This is a genomic window from Leptothoe sp. EHU-05/26/07-4, assembly GCF_043421015.1.
Lineage (GTDB): Bacteria > Cyanobacteriota > Cyanobacteriia > Phormidesmidales > Phormidesmidaceae > Leptothoe > Leptothoe turfae.
The window spans coordinates 942,891-958,112 of record NZ_JAXSQV010000007.1; the positions used below are offsets into that span (position 1 = coordinate 942,891).

Here is a 15,222-nt window from a genome sequence, read left to right on the forward strand (position 1 = left end):
GAGGGAGATGCTAGAGTACTTCTAATTCTGCTGATGACAGGTGAGCTTTGAACGGTCTTTTGGCACCTTCAATGGCAAATTCAACCACGACTGGAAAGTTAGGGCTAATGGGGCGTCCTTTCCAGTCAGTTAAGACTTCTTTGATGACTCCTTCCATGCCCTCAGCATTGTGAGGTTGATTTCGGTGTTGAGGATGGTGAAACAGAACAACAGGAGTGGAAACCCGTACGCGATCGCCAGCTTTCATAGACATGCAATAATCCCAAAAAAGAAAAAACGTGTGATCGCATTGCGAACCACACTGTTCATTAAGTTGAGAATTATTTTCTCATAAGATAGCACCCTCCATGTAACTTTAACAACTACTGAGTTGTTAAAGTCGGGTAGTCTTAGCTTTATCCTTGGGTAGGTTGCTAAGCATCGGATTAAGAATCGGGTGCCGTGATGGGTTCCTGTTGGGGGGCATCCGGGATGGCAGCAGGGCGTAGATTTTGCCAAACTAAAACTCCGGCTACACCAGCCACACTGACAGCAATCAAGAGCAAAATGCTCAAAACCAGAGCTTGTAAGGATCTTCGCGGTTTCTCTTCAGTCGGTGTCTCCATTTCTGTGGGCTCCTTACTCTCCCCATACAGTAGGGCTTTAGACGCCGCAGTCAGCTCTGTGGGATAGCTTATGTCCTGTTGGGTTGTTATGGATGGAGGTGTGATCGGGTCGTCAATAATGACCGTATCACCTGTCATGGTGCAACTCATGAGCACAACGGCAACATTGTCATGCCCATTCTTTTGATTGGCTAATTCCACCCAAGACTCTACGGCAGTGGGTAACGGCACAATATTTTTCACAATCAGGCCGATATAGTTAGCCCATGATGTTTCCACGCGATGATTGTCGCTGAGGCCATCGGAGCACAGTAACAAAACACCGGTTTCATCCAAGATAAAACGTTCCACATGGGGTTTGAGGCTATCGGCCTCGCGGGTGCCTAGAGCTTGGGTGAGAGCACCGGCATCAGTGTGGGCATAGGCAGCAGCGGGGTAGCTTTTGCCGGATGTGATTTCACGTCCTGCCACATCGTCATCTACCGTAAGTAAATGACAGGCTTCGGGGGTGATCCAATAGGCGCGACTATCACCCACGTGGGCAATATAGAGCTCGTTCACTTCTTCGTAGCCCTGCGGTGTGGGAATGCGTTGGGGAATCATCAGGGCGGCTACCAGGGTGGTGCCCATGCGCTGCCGTTCGGTTCGCCCTTGGCTATCGTTTTGGCTAGCGACCAAGTTATTGGCAACCCTAATGGCGGCTTCAATCTGGCCCATCACCACATAGGGAGGCAGAGGTTCTTCTTGTTCAGCAATTTCTGTCAGCAGCCCCCTGAACTGTAGCTGGAGCGATCGCACCACGGTTTGGCTAGCAATTTCGCCACCCGCATGACCACCGACTCCATCGCAGACCACGGCAATCCGAGGCAAGCTAGGCAGATCAGCAGGGCTAGACCGCTCTAGTTCCACCTTGCTAGGGTAGCAGGCATCTTCATTGTGGGGCAGTTGGCCACTGCTGGTGCTACCCGCTACCTGAGTCGCTAGCGACATATCCATTGCCTGGCTCAGTAGAACTCGATTAAGTTGCTCAAGGATGCGATCAAAATTTGGCTGAGACCCATCGCACTGCTCTAAAACGGGTCGGAGATTATTGGCAACTGCCGGTACTGACTTAGACAGCAGCGCTGCAATCAAATTCGCCAGATTTTGAAGAGGCGGTTGCCCCGGAATCAAATTACTTAACCGTATGCGCCAGCCATCAACATGGATAGCTTCAGGGGCTGTCAAGCTAGCCGCCATATTCATGCCAAATAAGTGGGGCCACAGATTAAATAGCTGCCAGCACCAATAAACTTGGCGAAATGGTGTGGTTCCAGCCCAGGCTGTACCTAGGGTGGGCATCAGCCTGCCATGACGATCAATCGGGGCATTATCGAGCAGTAATACAGGGCCATCAATCAGCTTGCATTCTCCATAAACCGTTGGTAAGTGCAACTGGTGAGGATAGGCTCGCAGGTAGGGTAAAGCCGCCGCTGAAACAGTTTCTGGATGGTCTGGAGGCTCTGGAGCTTGGGTATCATGCCATATACCTGGACTAAGCACCCAATAGCGTTCATTTACGCTTTGGCCAGGTGGCACATCACGCCCAGGTCCCAGGGCTAGAACGTATTTTTTAAATGGGTAGACGTCCATTTGAGTCATGTCAGCCAGCGATTGTGCCGATATAAACATTTGCCATGTCCAGAATTGGAATTTTTACCTAAAGAAACCATAGGCTTCAACCTGGACGCGGTTTAGAACTACAAAGGGAAAAAGATTAGGTTAATGGTAGTCGCAAAGCGCTCAAATGAGGAATTCTTTAACAATGAGGAGTTCTTTAACATCTCTGCCGATCTGGATCTGGCTGGATTACCCTTGAGATAGCTAAAACGTGAAATACCAATGAGCTTGGCGATTTTTTGGATTCTGCTTGGCGTAGCACTCTGTGTTATGGAACTAATGATTCCAACGGCATTTTTAGAATCTGCTTTAGGGGTGAGTGCCATTGCCGTGGGGTTGCTAGTGATGCTGCTGCCCATTGCATTTAGCTGGCAGGTGGCACTGTGGATGGTGCTTTCAATGCTGCTGTTCTGGGCACTGCGACGGTTTTCTCCACGGCGACAACCCCCTGCGCTCATGGATTCAACAGAAGCGAGAACGATTACGTCGATCCCAGCAGGTCAAAGTGGACGCGTGATATATGAGGGGAATTCATGGCCTGCATGCTGTAGTGATCAAGATGTTGCGATCGCGACCAATCAAACCGTCATTGTCGTTGGTCGTCAGGGGAATACGCTAATTGTCATGCCCGAAAGCGCCCTCTTGTAGAGACGGTTGTAGGGGGCATTGCCTGCGACGCCCCTACAAAAATATCCCAAAATATTTTTTAGAAAGACACACATCATGAACCCATTTGCACTTCTGATTATGTTGGCTCTTGGCGGTTCCATGGCCGCTGGCTCAGTCCGTATTGTTAATCAAGGAGATGAAGCCCTAGTAGAAAGCCTGGGCCGATATAACGGCAAAAAGCTCCAGCCTGGCTTAAATTTCACCGTGCCCTTTATCGACAAGATGGTTTATAAGCAAACCATTCGCGAAAAAGTGCTCGATGTCCCCCCTCAGCAATGCATTACCCGCGACAACGTTTCTATTAGCGTAGATGCCGTTGTTTATTGGCGGATTGTCGATTTAGAAAAGGCCTACTACAAAGTTGAAAATCTACAAGCGGCCATGGTCAACCTGGTGCTTACCCAAATTCGGGCAGAAATGGGCCAACTAGAGCTAGACGAAACATTTACTGCCCGTGCCGACATTAATGAGACCTTGCTGCGGGAGCTGGATATTTCCACTGATCCCTGGGGCGTCAAGGTAACTCGTGTAGAATTACGAGATATTGTGCCGTCTAAGGCTGTGCAAGATTCCATGGAACTACAGATGGCTGCCGAACGCCGCAAACGTGCCGCTGTACTGACATCGGAAGGTGAGCGTGAGTCAGCGGTGAACGCAGCTCAAGGCCAAGCGGAAGCAGAAGTTTTAGCCGCTGAAGCGCGCAAAAAAGCAGCAATTCTGGAAGCAGAAGCAGCGCAAAAGAGCATTGTGCTTAAGGCTCAGGCCGACCGGCAAGAAAGTGTTCTGCGGGCTCAGGCCACGGCAGAAGCTGTGCAAGTGCTAACTCAAAAACTAAAAAGCGATCCCGCCGCCCGCGAAGCGCTACAGTTTTTGCTGGCCCAGGGCTATCTAGATGTCGGTAGCAAAATTGGCGCTAGCGATAGCAGTAAAGTCATGTTTATGGACCCCCGCGCGATTCCTGCCACATTAGAAGGCATGAAATCCATTGTGGGAGATTTACAGCAGCAGTAGCCTAGAGGCTGCCCCAAACTGATCGGGAGTAAAAATATGGGCAATATGGGCAAGCTAGTGACCCCAAGTTTAGCTGGAACCCCTTAACCTGAGGCCGCTTGGCATTTAGCGCAGAGTCCGAAGAACTCTAATGTGTGGTAGAAAATGCGGAAATGATGGGAATCGTTGAGGTGCTTCTCCAGCTCATGGACTGGACACTCTTCGATGGGTAGCGATGCACCACAGCGGAGGCAGGTCAGGTGGTGACGATCTTCATGGGTCAGACTGTAGAGTGATTCCCCATTAGATAATGTCCGTACTTGAACCGTGCCATCTAGTTTCAATGCTTCGAGGGCTCGATAAACGGTGGCCAGACCAATGCGGCTACCATCTTGTCGCATCACACCATGCAGATCCTGAGCAGATATGGCTTGCTCCTGATTTTGTAGTGCTTCCAGGATGCGCTCCTGGTTACGGGTCCGACGAATAGCCATGGGATTTAAGGAATGTGTTCTATTAGCTTAGATCGTAGTACCGTGCTTAGGGTAGACCTGCTGGCGACGTGATACCAGGGGTGCGATAGTATTAAATTTGTCTACTTCTGGATTGACATTGTGGCGCAGACTTATCAGGCTCAAGTGTATGTGACTCTTCGTCCTTCGGTGCTGGACCCGGCGGGTACGGCGGTGCGCTCTGGATTAGAGCACATGGGATATGACAATGTGACGCAGGTTCGCATTGGGAAATATATAGAGGTTTCGCTGACGGCGGATAGTGAAGAGGCTGCGAACGAGCAATTGGATCGCATGTGTGATCAGCTTTTGGCAAATCCGGTGATTGAGAATTATCGGATTGAATTACAGACGATGGCGACAGCCTAATATTCGATACTCCGTAGGGTGAACACTGCCCACCATTCAACATTTAGGCCCCCTGCCAATACCCCAACCCATTCCCCACCTATTTTTGGTCCCATGAAATTTGGTGTCATTACATTTCCCGGTTCTAATTGCGATCGCGACGTCGTTTACGTCACCCGCGATATTCTTAAGCGTCCCACCCATCGCATTTGGCATGAAGATAGCGATTTAGGTGATATAGATGTGGTGGTGGTCCCCGGTGGCTTTAGCTATGGTGACTATCTGCGGTGTGGTGCTGTCGCCCAGTTTTCTCCGGCGATGCGGTCTGCTGTGGACTTTGCCAATAAAGGCGGTTTGGTTTTGGGCATTTGTAACGGCTTCCAGATTTTGACTGAGGTGGGACTGTTGCCCGGTGCCCTAATGCGGAATCGAGATATGCGGTTTATTTGCGATCGCACTCCTCTAAAAGTAGAGCGCACTGCTCTGACTTGGACCAGCAACTACACCCAGGGGCAGGTCGTGACGATTCCCATCGCCCATGGTGAAGGTTGTTATTATGCTGATACAGATACCCTAAAGTCTCTAGAAGATAATCAACAAGTTGTTTTCCGCTACAGTAGCTCAGATGGCACTGTTGACAACAACAATAACCCCAACGGATCCCTCAACAACATTGCTGGTATTTGTAACAAAACCGGTAACGTGCTTGGCATGATGCCCCATCCAGAGCGAGCGGCAGATACTAGACTCGGTGGAACCGATGGATTAGCCCTGTTTGAATCTGTCTTACAATCGGCCCTCAGTGTCGCTTAGCGGACATCCCCACAACACAACAGGCTATAAATTGCTAGACCATAATCAAAAGTAGGCTTCCAGCCTCAATACTTACAAACAGCCTGCTCTACACATAGGCATTTTCAGAGCAGGCTATTTATATTTGCTAAGACTTCTGCCAATAATTGTTAGCCGCAGCAACAGTTGCAAACTCAGTCGCAACGGTCTGCCCCACAGCGATTAGCATCATGGCATCCGACGCATAGACATTTCGCAATTTATCTCTCTCGGCTGCATCTGGCTGCGTCATTTTAATAATGAGCCGCGCCATTTTAACAGCTAACTGCCGTCCCTCCTCAGGCGTATCAGTAATCAAAGAATTACTCGGAACCAATGTAATTTCTTCCATGGTAATTGCCTCTGGTTTTCAGAATGTACATCTTTAGCACGCATGAAGTCGTGTGCGATTAGATCGTGTACGACTTGATTGTAGTAAGTGTCACCAAAAAGTCAATCGTGTGCGATTAGATCGTGTATTGCTATAATTGTGGGAGAGCTGATGCCCCTGGTACGGCAGCCTTTGTATGCTCTTTGTGACAAGAAATCATGGCTGACTCCATTTCCCACCCTAATGAATTTCTTCAGTTTGACGATTTCCTATGCTTTGCACTCTATGCTGCCAACCACGCTATGAATCGTGCCTATAAGCCATTGCTCGATAAGATTGGGCTTACTTATCCTCAGTACATTGTGATGGTGTTGTTATGGGAAAAAGATGGGCAAACCGTTAAGGAGTTGGGCGAACGGCTGTTTTTGGCATCGAATACACTAACGCCTTTGCTAAAGCGGTTGGAGAAAATGGGCTACGTCACCCGACAGCGGGATCCGAAGGATGAACGCAAGGTGCTCATTTATCTGACCCAGGTAGGAAAAGCACTCAAGCAAGATGTTCTGGAAATTCCTGGCTGCATTATTAACGCCACAGGTCTGACACCGAAAAATCTGGAGTCTCTTCAGGATCAGCTGTCTCTACTGCGCCGAAATCTGGAAACTGCTCTAGAAACAGGTGCTATTGAATAAAAGCGGCGCAGGTTATTGTGCGCTAGTCTTTAACCCTGGTATTGTCATAGTAAAAATTTGCCTCAATGTCTATCCTCGCTTCAGGTTTGTTGTCATCGTAGTAGTTCACATCTTGTGTTCGGGCAGACCAGTGAACTCTAAATATGTTGAGGCTGTTTTGAGCAGAAATTATGATGTGATTATCACGTAGTGGTTGATGATCATAGTAGTAAAACAGAGCATTACAGGAATCTTCCCTGTCATTGTCGGTTCCTGCATAATGCAATTGCATCCCAGCCAGATTGTTGAGCTTGAATTCAGCAATTTTGATGCCTAACTCCGCATTGGGGTTTGCTGGAAAATTGGAAGTATCTGAATTGGGTTGTGCACCCTGTTCGGTGGTTTCAATCTCAAACCAAAGGGTTAAATCGTTGACCTTGCCAACAGTGAACATTTTGGCTGTTACTATCGGAAATGTTTCAATGCCGTTGAATCGATGGATTATCAGTTGATTCATGGTGTTGATCCTTTAAGCACATTACCTAAAAAAGTAGTAACACAGCCTATCGCACCACTCTCGTCAATCCCAATTCTTAGCTTTGACGCTCCACTAGCCGCCTAGTAGAGATGCCACGTATTCAATTTCAGCATCTACTGGCTAGTCGTCGAATTCATCTTCACGATGCTGAAGATGAACTTGCATCAGATATCAAACCTCTGAAAACGATGGATGAATTTTAATGTCTGATGAGTTTATCCGTTTCCGAGTGCTTGGTGTGCAAACATCAAAACTTCTTCAGCATGATTAATTTCTTCGGCTGCCTGTTCAGGTGTAAGTGCATTTAATTGACCATAATCACCTGTTGTTCTTAGAGCTTGTGCTTCGATAAGGTAACGGTGGAATTTGACGGGCACCTGTTGAGTTTTAGCAAATTCGCGTCCAAAGGCAGCAATAACAGCTGAATGTTTCGAAAAAGCCATTCCTTTACCTTCTAGAAATGCCTGGGCAACGTAGAACATACTGTAGTAAGCACGAGATGTAGCGTAATCGGCAAAGTTCTTGCTCAGTAGGAGTTGAGCAGCCTCTAAACTTTGCTGTGCTTTTAAGAGAAGTTCGCGTTGCTCATCAGTCATATGACAATGCCTTCTCTGCGAATATTACGTAGAAGAGGACCGTTGCGAGTATTATAATGATCTTCATCCATAAATACACAGCTAATCACTACATCATGCTGAAGCGAGAGATCAGCAACCATCTTGCTAGTGTGTTTAATTTCTACTCCAGCATTGACAGGTGGTTTTAGAACAACTAGTACATCAATATCTGAATCAGATTTTGCTTCACCACGAGCCTGGGAACCAAAGAGTGTCAACTGCAAAAGCCGATTTTGATAAAGATCTGTCAACTCTTTTTTTAGGCTAGAGACAATAGACCGAGTTTTAGGGGCAACCGTTTTTGCATCTTCCATGGTGTGTAATGTAGCTACTTGCAAAAGCTTTCTTTGGGAGCCATGACATAAGTAAAGCTATTTACTAATGACATCAACTAGAGGACGAAACTGGTGTTCTAGTTCAGTACGTGCACTGAGTAATGTGGGAAATGGTCGACTACCGTAGTCTTCACCTATTTTTAGGGGAAAAATATCCATCTCTTCTAGTGGAGTCCATATAGCACCAGCCGCTTGAGTAATTGCCCAAACCGCAGCGATATCCCAAATTTTGGGTGTGGCTTCCACTGCCCCTAAGCTAATGCCTGCGGCTATGGTCAGTAAGTTATAGGTGGCTACGCCCAGCATGCGAATTTTGCAGGGGAAGGGGTTTTGCAATACTTTAAGACTGCGGGCACAGAGGCTAAAGAATTGACTGCCTGCAACATCGTCTGACGAGGTATGGATAGGTTCGCCATTGAGAAAAGCACCACTGGGTCCCTCCAGACCGGAGTGATCCATAAAGAACCCATGGAACCGCTGATCTAGGGTGGGAATGTACACATGGCCAAAAACTGGTGTGCCTTTGTATAACAGGCCTAAAGAAATTCCCCACAGAGGCACACCACGGGTGAAGTTTGTGGTGCCATCAATGGGGTCAATAATCCAGCAAAAGTCCTGTTCAGGAAAAATATGGGTGCCTTCTTCACTCAGCACACCATGCTCTGGCAGCTCTTTTTGTAACCGTCGCCGCAATTCACCATCAGCCCACTTGTCTGATTGGGTTACCAGACTGCCGTCTGCTTTTTCTTCTGCTGTAGCTTTGCCAAAATCTTTGAGCAACTGCGCACCGACAACGGTGGTTGCAGTTTCAGCGACGGTGAGAATGTGCTGCCAGTCTGAGGTCATGGGGTTAGTCCATATCACTTTCTAGGGCGGTGGCGATCGCACTTTGCGCAGTGGTCTGAAACTCGCGAATGTTCACACGACTCACAATCGCCACCGCAACTAACATACCAACTGCCTGGGTGCCAAAGACCAAACCATAGGCAGGCAGCAGCTGGGATTCTGGCACAGGTCCACCTGCGATTGCTTCCATAACGTTTTTACCTAAGGTCAATAATCCACCACCCAGGACAGTGGCCACGCCGCGCGCTATGGCCTGGGCCAATCCCCACGCGCCCACAAAGGTGCCGGCCACTTCAGCGATGGTCAAATCTAACATCAGCAAAATAGACCCTGTCGTTAGCACCCCTGAAGCCAGGCCAAATAAGCCCACAGCCGTGACAAGTAGTTTAGGATTGCCCGTTGCACCAATAACAATGAGCAATGTCAGGCAAAAAGCTGCCCACAGACAGCCCATTTTAATCGTGCGTTTTTTGCCTAATTTGGGCGCAAATAAAAAGGCGGTCAATAAAATGCCCAACCCTGTACCTGAGCCAAAGAAACCATTGAGCTGAGTGGTTTCTTCAATGGCCATGCCAAATACCTGCCCACCGTAGGGTTCAAGTACGGCATCTTGCATAAAGAGACTTAAACTCAAAACGAGTAAAAAGCCAAAAAAGAGACCTGTTTGACGGCTGGCTGTTAGAACTTTTAGAGCAGTGCCTAGGGTGATTTGATCCTCTCGACCCGAATTGTCAGAACGTTGGGTCAGTCGTGAGTACTTTTTCTCAATGCCAAACGTACTTGTGATCGCCAGGACGCACACCAGGGATGATGCCACTATAAACAGCCGATTGATTGACGTTCGGATAGCTAACAACGTCGGTGCATTATCCAATGTGCCGCCTACGACTACCGTTGTTAAAATCACAGCCAAAATGATGCCGAACATCAGCATAAACCAGCCAATGCCAATTAATCGTGACCGACTATCTTCATCTGACACATCGACAAGTAAGGCCGTAAATGGTGTCGATGTAGAAGATAAGGCTAATCCATACAGCGCAAACATCAGAGCCAATAGCCCCACCCATGGATAAACATGGGGCCCCCAGCCTAGAAGCTCAATTTGCGCACCAATTTGCCAAACAACCTGTATTGCTAAAAAAGCCGTCACAGCCATAGCAACGATACCAAGCCAAATGTAGCTGCTGCGGTGATGGCCAAAGAGGGGTTTGGCATCTGACATTTGGCCAAACCAAATTCTGGCTGGAGCCATAAACTGATGAACTGCAATAGTCCCTGCTGCAATCAATGCAGGTATTTGAAGCTCATCAATCATGATGCGATTGAGAACGCCTAATGTCAGAACGGACATAATCCCAAGACCGGCATTAAAGGCTCCAAGGCGAAGCATTGTCAGCATGCTAATTTTGGGTATGACTTGGTCTGGTGCCGTATACCTATCGGTCAGATCTGGACTGCTCATAGCCGTCGATTTTGCTCAAAGGATTTATTAATACGCAATACTCAGCTTAAACGCCAACAGCCCTTAACGCGTAACCTTTAGTTCCCAATCTATAACCCCGTAGGGGCTCCCCTGGTGGGTGCCCTGCCAAAACGTTTGCCCAGCAACCAACATCGCAATAAAAAAAGCGGCAGGTATTACCTGCCGCATAGCCAAACTAGGAGAGTTAGAGAAGAGTCATAGAGAATGGGTCAGGCGTGATTAGGTATTCCCAACTAAACACGCCTGTATACACCTAGAAGACGTTATTCAGCAGCTGTGTCAGCAACATTTACCTTAACTACTTGGTTACGAACTTCGGCAGCTTTAGGGACATGTATTGTCAAAATGCCATTGCTGTAGTCAGCTTTCACCTGCTCATGATCAACTGCTACAGGTAGATTGACTACACGCTGGAAGCTACCATAGCGACGCTCGCGACGGAGGATCTGCTGATCATCGCCAACCTCAGTAGCCGTACGCTCACCTGAAATAGCAATGTGCTTGCGGCTGGCTTCGATATTAATATCGTCAGCCTTGATGCCCGGTAGAACCACCTCTAGGACATAATCATCACCAGCATCAACGAGATCAACGGCGGGAATCCAATCTGTTGTTGTGGGGGTGAGATCCTCAAAAATGTTATCGAGCTGTTGTTTGATGGTTTCGATTTCTTGAAAAGGTTGCCAGTAGCGTACGATCATGTGTTGTTTCCTCAGTTCTCGATTGTGTTGTGTCGTAGCAGAAGAGAGACTGTTGCCTGTCTGTTGAACCTCTTCGCTTGCCTTACAGTCACTATGATGCCGTAATGGTTTGACTGTACCCAGGGGAGAGAACCCTACCCGACATTAGGGCTTGCCGAAGAGATATTGCTTCCCAAATAGAATGGGGTGAAGAGAACCCTAATAGTTGGATCGGTTGGCCGTATCTTAGGGCTATGGTGGAGAAGAACTAGAGCTAAAACCTATGGCAAAAACAGCATTAATTACGGGCGCATCTGGTGGAATTGGATACGAACTGGCTAAGGTTTTTGCCACGAACGACTACGATCTGATTTTGGTGGCTCGCAGCACCGATAAACTACAGCAAATTCAAGCTGAGCTTACGCAGTCCAATAATGTGCAGGCCCATGTGCTCAGTTTTGATCTGAGCCAACCTGAATCCCCATCAAAGCTGTTTGAGCAAGTCCAGCAGCAAGGGCTGACCGTGGATGTTCTAATCAACAACGCAGGCTTTGCCGATTATGGTCCCTTTGCCGACTGTAATTGGGCTAAACACAGTGCCCTATTGCAGCTTAATATGGTCACCTTGACCCATTTGACACGGCTGTTTTTGCCGCCGATGTTGGAGCGGGGCTACGGCAAAATTCTCAATGTGGCGTCAACGGCTGCATTTCAGCCTGGTCCCTATATGGCCGCCTACTATGCCAGTAAGTCCTATGTCATGTCGTTTACTGAGGCCTTAGCCCATGAAGTCAAGGGGACAGGGGTGACGGCCATGGTGCTGTGTCCTGGCCCGACCCGTGGTACTGACTTTCAAGCTCGGGCCAATTTGGGCGATATAGAGTTCTTCAAACAGCTAAAGCTACCCAATGCTGCAGATGTGGCTCAATTTGGCTATGATGCCTTAGGGCGTAACCAGGTGGTGGCTGTTCATGGTATTTTCAACCGTCTATTGGTGTTTACCAATCGTCTGATGCCCCGTCAGGCAGTGACTGACACCATTGGGCGGTTACAAGAGCCTAAGGAAAGCGTATAGATCGTAATTCTTAGGGGCGGATATTTTTATTGATCGTAAACGAGATGGATGGAGCGGCTTGGGTACGGGGTTGAGCTGGAGGGGCCGTTGCTGTGGTGGGTTGTGCGGCTTCTGCGGCATCAAGTGGCGTTGAGTTGCTGGTGTCAGCAGCGAGCGTCGTTGAAGCCGATTGGATAAGTTTGGGGGCGGTGTTGCTTGCGATCGCAAGCCCTATCCCTGCTAACACCGACATCGGCAGTGAAAAATCCGCCAGCCAATGTAGCCCGGTTACCCAGTTAAACAGTTCGATCCCTACGTATAAACAGACAATGCAGATCGCCCAGAAGTGCATTCTTCTTTACCAATGCTTTAACGTCGTCCCTTTTTATCACATCCCTTGAAATATAAATCTGAATTCCCAACCCTTGATTCTCTATGGTATGGCTTCTAATTTTTAATCAATTTTTCATTATCTAGCGGCTAGAGGATGGCAATAGCGCTAGAGTGAGGTAAGTGGGGTGACGCCCATTCGATAGACAACCATTGAACGAAACTATTGTGGACGCTGCTTTCAAAGGAATCATTCGGCTATCAAAACGGGAAATTGAACAGATGCGTAAGGCTTGCCAGCTAGCTGCGCGTCTACTGGATCACCTTGAGCCAATGGTTAAACCCGGTGTTAGCACCCTGGAACTTAATGACGAGGCTGAGCGTTGGACCCAGGCTCATAATGCCAAGAGTGCTCCCCTGGGATACCCTGGTGGCGAGGGCGTTGAGCCATTTCCCAAGTCTATCTGTACCAGCGTCAACGAAGTCGTTTGTCATGGTATTCCTAATGCCAAGCAAATTTTGCAAGACGGTGACATTATCAACATTGACGTCACCCCCATTTTGAACGGTTACCATGGCGATACCTCCCGTACCTTCTTAGTGGGCGATGTCTCACCCCAAGCGCGCCGATTAGTGGAGGTCACCCAAGAAAGTATGTACCGTGGGATCAAAGCCGTTAAACCCGGTGCCCGCATTGGTGATATCGGGGCTGCCATTCAGACCTACGCGGAAGCAGAAGGGTTTTCTGTGGTGCGTGACTTTGTCGGGCACGGCGTCCACCGCATTTTTCATACAGAACCTCAAATCCCTCACTACGGTACAGCTGGCAAAGGGAAAAAGTTGGCAACCGGTATGGTATTTACCATTGAACCCATGATTAATGTGGGTACCTATGACGTTGAATTATTGGCTGATGGCTGGACTGCCATTACCAAAGATCGAGCTCTAACCGCTCAGTTTGAACACACAGTTGTGGTGACTAAAGAAGGGGTAGACATCTTGACCCAGTTACCTGTGGCAGCAGCGGTTTAAGTACAGTTACTGCCTCAATTCATACGCTCAAGCCCATGCATAGAGTTTTATATTTACTTTTACTTTTGCCGATGTTGGCCTGTACGGGATCTCCAGATCCCAGTAGGCTAGACTCTGCACCGACTCCTGTACCTGAGACAGTGGCTGAACCTGTGGTTGAACCTCTTTCGACAAACCCTACCGATGCTAGCGGTCTCCCTGTGGCTGATATAGACGCAGTCGCCGTTACTGGTGAAGCAGGCAACTACACATTTGCCGTAACCATTAGCAGTGCTGATACCGGGTGTGAGCAGTATTCTGATTGGTGGGAAGTGGTGGATGCTCAATCAGGCGATCTCATTTATCGACGTATTTTGGCCCACAGTCATGTCAATGAGCAGCCGTTTACCCGCAGTGGTGGACCTGTTGCCATTGAGCCCGATCAAAGGGTCGTCATTCGAGGGCATATGGGGGGGCTACAGAGTCATTATGGTGGTCAGGCGCTGGGCGGTAGCGTGGAGTCTGGCTTTCAACCCGTTGAGGATTCTTTACCCAGCTTAGAGACTGTTGAACCTCTACCAAAAGGCTGCGCTTTTTAGAGGCCCAGCGTTGCTTAGGCGCTTGCAGCTAAGTAACCACCCATTTCCCATCCACAGCCCTAGCCTGGGACTTTATTGCTGGGTAGTCCCCCTAGTGGGATAACTATCGGCCATATTGAGCAACCTCAATTGTTTCAGGCCTCATGTACTGACAGCCTCATGTACTGACATAGGAACTGTTGCTAGAAAATCTCTTTTTTCTTTTTTACAAAGAATCTCTTTGTTACATTTTAAGTTCTCTTTTCTTACAAATTAACCACCCTATAATGCCTTAAGATTTCAAAGCATAGAATCTTTTTAACTGGCCAGGACACGGGGTTAATAATGTTGCTGAAAAACCGCGTTGCTCTCATTACATCAGGAGACTGTCGAGTAGGGCGTCGAATGGCCAGCTTGTTGGCACGTCATGGGGCTAGATTAGTTCTTTGTGGCATCAATAAAGCCCATGGTGACAAACTGGTTCATCGTTTAGAACAACAAGGCGCTAAGGCGAGATTTTGTCTAGTGGATGTGGCTGTGTCCAATGATGTGGAAACCGTCATTAAAGATGCGATCGCTACATTTGGTCGTATTGATATTTTGTGTAATAACGCTAGTTTTAGCCTCTTAGGGAATGAAGCCTCTGTTCTAGATCTCACTACAGAATCATGGGAGCATATCGTTGGCCTAAGTTTGCAAGGAGCCTTTCTGTTCAGCCAGTATGCTTTGCCATTTTTGCAGCGTTCGGCCACGGGTTCGATTATCAACATTGTGCCCTATCCCCATAAAGGAATGCATGTTGTAGAGGGCATAAGCCGGGGTTGGATGATGGCAATGACCCGTGACATTGCCGACGGCACTACTCAGTCAGGAGTGCGAGTTAATTTAATTTGGCCCCATGTGGCCGTCAGTGGAGCGACCCTATCGAGTTATCAGACTGCCCTTGCCCATAGGGTATTTCACATGGCTAAACGCGATAAAGATGCTGCCCGAGCCATCGCCCGAGCAACTCTATATCTGGCATGTGATGCTTCTGTAGATATTACGGGCGCAATGGTTATAGTGGATGCCGACTACCCGCAATGGACATAGTTTTTTCAGAAGGTTTGAGAGCAGTCGTTGGAAATATCC

General features: G+C 48.3%; 20 protein-coding genes. 9 read left to right on the plus strand and 11 right to left on the minus strand.

All coding sequences use genetic code 11. The features are described from left to right. Nucleotides 1–10 precede the first annotated feature (10 nt). Nucleotides 11–253, minus strand: a complete 243-nt coding sequence (locus tag U2F10_RS28595) for a ferredoxin-thioredoxin reductase variable chain (protein WP_006518275.1) — start codon at nt 251–253, stop codon at nt 11–13. Nucleotides 254–425: 172 nt separating this feature from the next. Then, on the minus strand, nt 426–2,276 hold the full coding sequence (locus tag U2F10_RS28600) for a PP2C family protein-serine/threonine phosphatase (RefSeq protein WP_499873976.1): 1,851 nt from the start codon (nt 2,274–2,276) through the stop codon (nt 426–428). Nucleotides 2,277–2,534: 258 nt separating this feature from the next. Here U2F10_RS28600 and U2F10_RS28605 point away from each other — a divergent pair, with 258 nt between their 5' ends. Beyond that, nucleotides 2,535–2,912: an NfeD family protein gene (locus U2F10_RS28605; RefSeq protein ID WP_499873978.1), complete on the plus strand. Its 378-nt coding sequence runs from the start codon at nt 2,535–2,537 to the stop codon at nt 2,910–2,912. A gap of 75 nt (nt 2,913–2,987) precedes the next feature. Continuing rightward, on the plus strand, nt 2,988–3,944 hold the full coding sequence (locus U2F10_RS28610) for an SPFH domain-containing protein (protein WP_490794593.1): 957 nt from the start codon (nt 2,988–2,990) through the stop codon (nt 3,942–3,944). Between the two features lie 83 nt (nt 3,945–4,027). Here U2F10_RS28610 and U2F10_RS28615 read toward each other — a convergent pair whose 3' ends face one another. Beyond that, nucleotides 4,028–4,417, minus strand: a complete 390-nt coding sequence (locus U2F10_RS28615; protein ID WP_163663387.1) for a Fur family transcriptional regulator — start codon at nt 4,415–4,417, stop codon at nt 4,028–4,030. Between the two features lie 120 nt (nt 4,418–4,537). Here U2F10_RS28615 and purS point away from each other — a divergent pair, with 120 nt between their 5' ends. Together purS and purQ are read left to right on the plus strand one after the other, a co-directional pair. Further along, complete coding sequence (gene purS, locus U2F10_RS28620) at nt 4,538–4,804, plus strand: phosphoribosylformylglycinamidine synthase subunit PurS (protein WP_006518270.1); 267 nt, start codon at nt 4,538–4,540, stop codon at nt 4,802–4,804. Nucleotides 4,805–4,897: 93 nt separating this feature from the next. Beyond that, nucleotides 4,898–5,596, plus strand: coding sequence for a phosphoribosylformylglycinamidine synthase subunit PurQ (purQ, locus tag U2F10_RS28625; protein ID WP_499873979.1), 699 nt, complete (start codon nt 4,898–4,900; stop codon nt 5,594–5,596). A gap of 127 nt (nt 5,597–5,723) precedes the next feature. Here the strand turns inward: purQ and U2F10_RS28630 are convergent, their stop codons facing one another. Then, the gene (locus tag U2F10_RS28630) at nt 5,724–5,966 is read right to left on the minus strand and encodes a hexameric tyrosine-coordinated heme protein (RefSeq protein ID WP_163663383.1); all 243 of its coding nucleotides are present in this window, start codon (nt 5,964–5,966) and stop codon (nt 5,724–5,726) included. 197 nt (nt 5,967–6,163) lie between these two features. Here U2F10_RS28630 and U2F10_RS28635 point away from each other — a divergent pair, with 197 nt between their 5' ends. After that, nucleotides 6,164–6,637, plus strand: a complete 474-nt coding sequence (locus U2F10_RS28635; protein WP_499873980.1) for a MarR family winged helix-turn-helix transcriptional regulator — start codon at nt 6,164–6,166, stop codon at nt 6,635–6,637. A 22-nt stretch (nt 6,638–6,659) separates the two neighbouring features. On the opposite strand, the gene U2F10_RS28640 is transcribed toward U2F10_RS28635, so the two are convergent. The 6 genes from U2F10_RS28640 to U2F10_RS28665 form a co-directional block, all read right to left on the minus strand. Next, the gene (locus tag U2F10_RS28640) at nt 6,660–7,133 is read right to left on the minus strand and encodes a hypothetical protein (protein ID WP_499873982.1); all 474 of its coding nucleotides are present in this window, start codon (nt 7,131–7,133) and stop codon (nt 6,660–6,662) included. Nucleotides 7,134–7,369: 236 nt separating this feature from the next. After that, nucleotides 7,370–7,750: a HEPN domain-containing protein gene (locus U2F10_RS28645; RefSeq protein ID WP_499873984.1), complete on the minus strand. Its 381-nt coding sequence runs from the start codon at nt 7,748–7,750 to the stop codon at nt 7,370–7,372. Then, nucleotides 7,747–8,085 (minus strand): nucleotidyltransferase family protein, encoded by a 339-nt coding sequence (locus U2F10_RS28650; protein ID WP_499873985.1) that lies wholly within the window; start codon nt 8,083–8,085, stop codon nt 7,747–7,749. Before U2F10_RS28650 ends, U2F10_RS28645 begins: the two co-directional genes overlap by 4 nt. A 57-nt stretch (nt 8,086–8,142) precedes the next feature. After that, entirely contained in the window at nt 8,143–8,952 is an 810-nt protein-coding gene (locus U2F10_RS28655) for an inositol monophosphatase family protein (RefSeq protein WP_499873986.1), read from the minus strand. A gap of 4 nt (nt 8,953–8,956) precedes the next feature. Continuing rightward, nucleotides 8,957–10,417, minus strand: a complete 1,461-nt coding sequence (locus tag U2F10_RS28660; protein ID WP_499873987.1) for a BCD family MFS transporter — start codon at nt 10,415–10,417, stop codon at nt 8,957–8,959. Between the two features lie 284 nt (nt 10,418–10,701). Next, complete coding sequence (locus U2F10_RS28665) at nt 10,702–11,139, minus strand: Hsp20/alpha crystallin family protein (RefSeq protein WP_163703024.1); 438 nt, start codon at nt 11,137–11,139, stop codon at nt 10,702–10,704. A 262-nt stretch (nt 11,140–11,401) separates the two neighbouring features. Between U2F10_RS28665 and U2F10_RS28670 the strand changes: the two genes are divergently transcribed. Beyond that, nucleotides 11,402–12,193 carry an SDR family NAD(P)-dependent oxidoreductase gene (locus U2F10_RS28670; RefSeq protein ID WP_499873989.1) on the plus strand — a complete coding sequence of 264 codons (792 nt, stop codon included), beginning with the start codon at nt 11,402–11,404 and terminating at the stop codon, nt 12,191–12,193. A 10-nt stretch (nt 12,194–12,203) separates the two neighbouring features. Here U2F10_RS28670 and U2F10_RS28675 read toward each other — a convergent pair whose 3' ends face one another. Further along, nucleotides 12,204–12,524, minus strand: a complete 321-nt coding sequence (locus tag U2F10_RS28675; protein ID WP_163663367.1) for a hypothetical protein — start codon at nt 12,522–12,524, stop codon at nt 12,204–12,206. Nucleotides 12,525–12,715: 191 nt separating this feature from the next. Here U2F10_RS28675 and map point away from each other — a divergent pair, with 191 nt between their 5' ends. From map to U2F10_RS28690, 3 genes are all read left to right on the plus strand, one after another. Beyond that, nucleotides 12,716–13,534, plus strand: coding sequence for a type I methionyl aminopeptidase (gene map / locus U2F10_RS28680; protein WP_284681703.1), 819 nt, complete (start codon nt 12,716–12,718; stop codon nt 13,532–13,534). A 35-nt stretch (nt 13,535–13,569) separates the two neighbouring features. Then, nucleotides 13,570–14,112 carry a hypothetical protein gene (locus U2F10_RS28685; protein ID WP_250566026.1) on the plus strand — a complete coding sequence of 181 codons (543 nt, stop codon included), beginning with the start codon at nt 13,570–13,572 and terminating at the stop codon, nt 14,110–14,112. Nucleotides 14,113–14,436: 324 nt separating this feature from the next. After that, nucleotides 14,437–15,183 (plus strand): SDR family NAD(P)-dependent oxidoreductase, encoded by a 747-nt coding sequence (locus tag U2F10_RS28690; RefSeq protein WP_163663365.1) that lies wholly within the window; start codon nt 14,437–14,439, stop codon nt 15,181–15,183. The last annotated feature ends 39 nt before the right edge of the window (nt 15,184–15,222 follow it).

Coding starts and splice junctions, on each gene's coding strand:
- U2F10_RS28595 (WP_006518275.1), bottom strand. CDS start 253: ATGTCTATGAAAGCTGGCGATCGCGTACGGGTTTCCACTCCTGTTGTT.
- U2F10_RS28600 (WP_499873976.1), bottom strand. CDS start 2,276: ATGTTTATATCGGCACAATCGCTGGCTGACATGACTCAAATGGACGTC.
- U2F10_RS28605 (WP_499873978.1), top strand. CDS start 2,535: ATGGAACTAATGATTCCAACGGCATTTTTAGAATCTGCTTTAGGGGTG.
- U2F10_RS28610 (WP_490794593.1), top strand. CDS start 2,988: ATGAACCCATTTGCACTTCTGATTATGTTGGCTCTTGGCGGTTCCATG.
- U2F10_RS28615 (WP_163663387.1), bottom strand. CDS start 4,417: ATGGCTATTCGTCGGACCCGTAACCAGGAGCGCATCCTGGAAGCACTA.
- purQ (WP_499873979.1), top strand. CDS start 4,898: ATGAAATTTGGTGTCATTACATTTCCCGGTTCTAATTGCGATCGCGAC.
- U2F10_RS28630 (WP_163663383.1), bottom strand. CDS start 5,966: ATGGAAGAAATTACATTGGTTCCGAGTAATTCTTTGATTACTGATACG.
- U2F10_RS28635 (WP_499873980.1), top strand. CDS start 6,164: ATGGCTGACTCCATTTCCCACCCTAATGAATTTCTTCAGTTTGACGAT.
- U2F10_RS28640 (WP_499873982.1), bottom strand. CDS start 7,133: ATGAATCAACTGATAATCCATCGATTCAACGGCATTGAAACATTTCCG.
- U2F10_RS28645 (WP_499873984.1), bottom strand. CDS start 7,750: ATGACTGATGAGCAACGCGAACTTCTCTTAAAAGCACAGCAAAGTTTA.
- U2F10_RS28650 (WP_499873985.1), bottom strand. CDS start 8,085: ATGGAAGATGCAAAAACGGTTGCCCCTAAAACTCGGTCTATTGTCTCT.
- U2F10_RS28655 (WP_499873986.1), bottom strand. CDS start 8,952: ATGACCTCAGACTGGCAGCACATTCTCACCGTCGCTGAAACTGCAACC.
- U2F10_RS28660 (WP_499873987.1), bottom strand. CDS start 10,417: ATGAGCAGTCCAGATCTGACCGATAGGTATACGGCACCAGACCAAGTC.
- U2F10_RS28665 (WP_163703024.1), bottom strand. CDS start 11,139: ATGATCGTACGCTACTGGCAACCTTTTCAAGAAATCGAAACCATCAAA.
- U2F10_RS28670 (WP_499873989.1), top strand. CDS start 11,402: ATGGCAAAAACAGCATTAATTACGGGCGCATCTGGTGGAATTGGATAC.
- U2F10_RS28675 (WP_163663367.1), bottom strand. CDS start 12,524: ATGCACTTCTGGGCGATCTGCATTGTCTGTTTATACGTAGGGATCGAA.
- U2F10_RS28685 (WP_250566026.1), top strand. CDS start 13,570: ATGCATAGAGTTTTATATTTACTTTTACTTTTGCCGATGTTGGCCTGT.
- U2F10_RS28690 (WP_163663365.1), top strand. CDS start 14,437: ATGTTGCTGAAAAACCGCGTTGCTCTCATTACATCAGGAGACTGTCGA.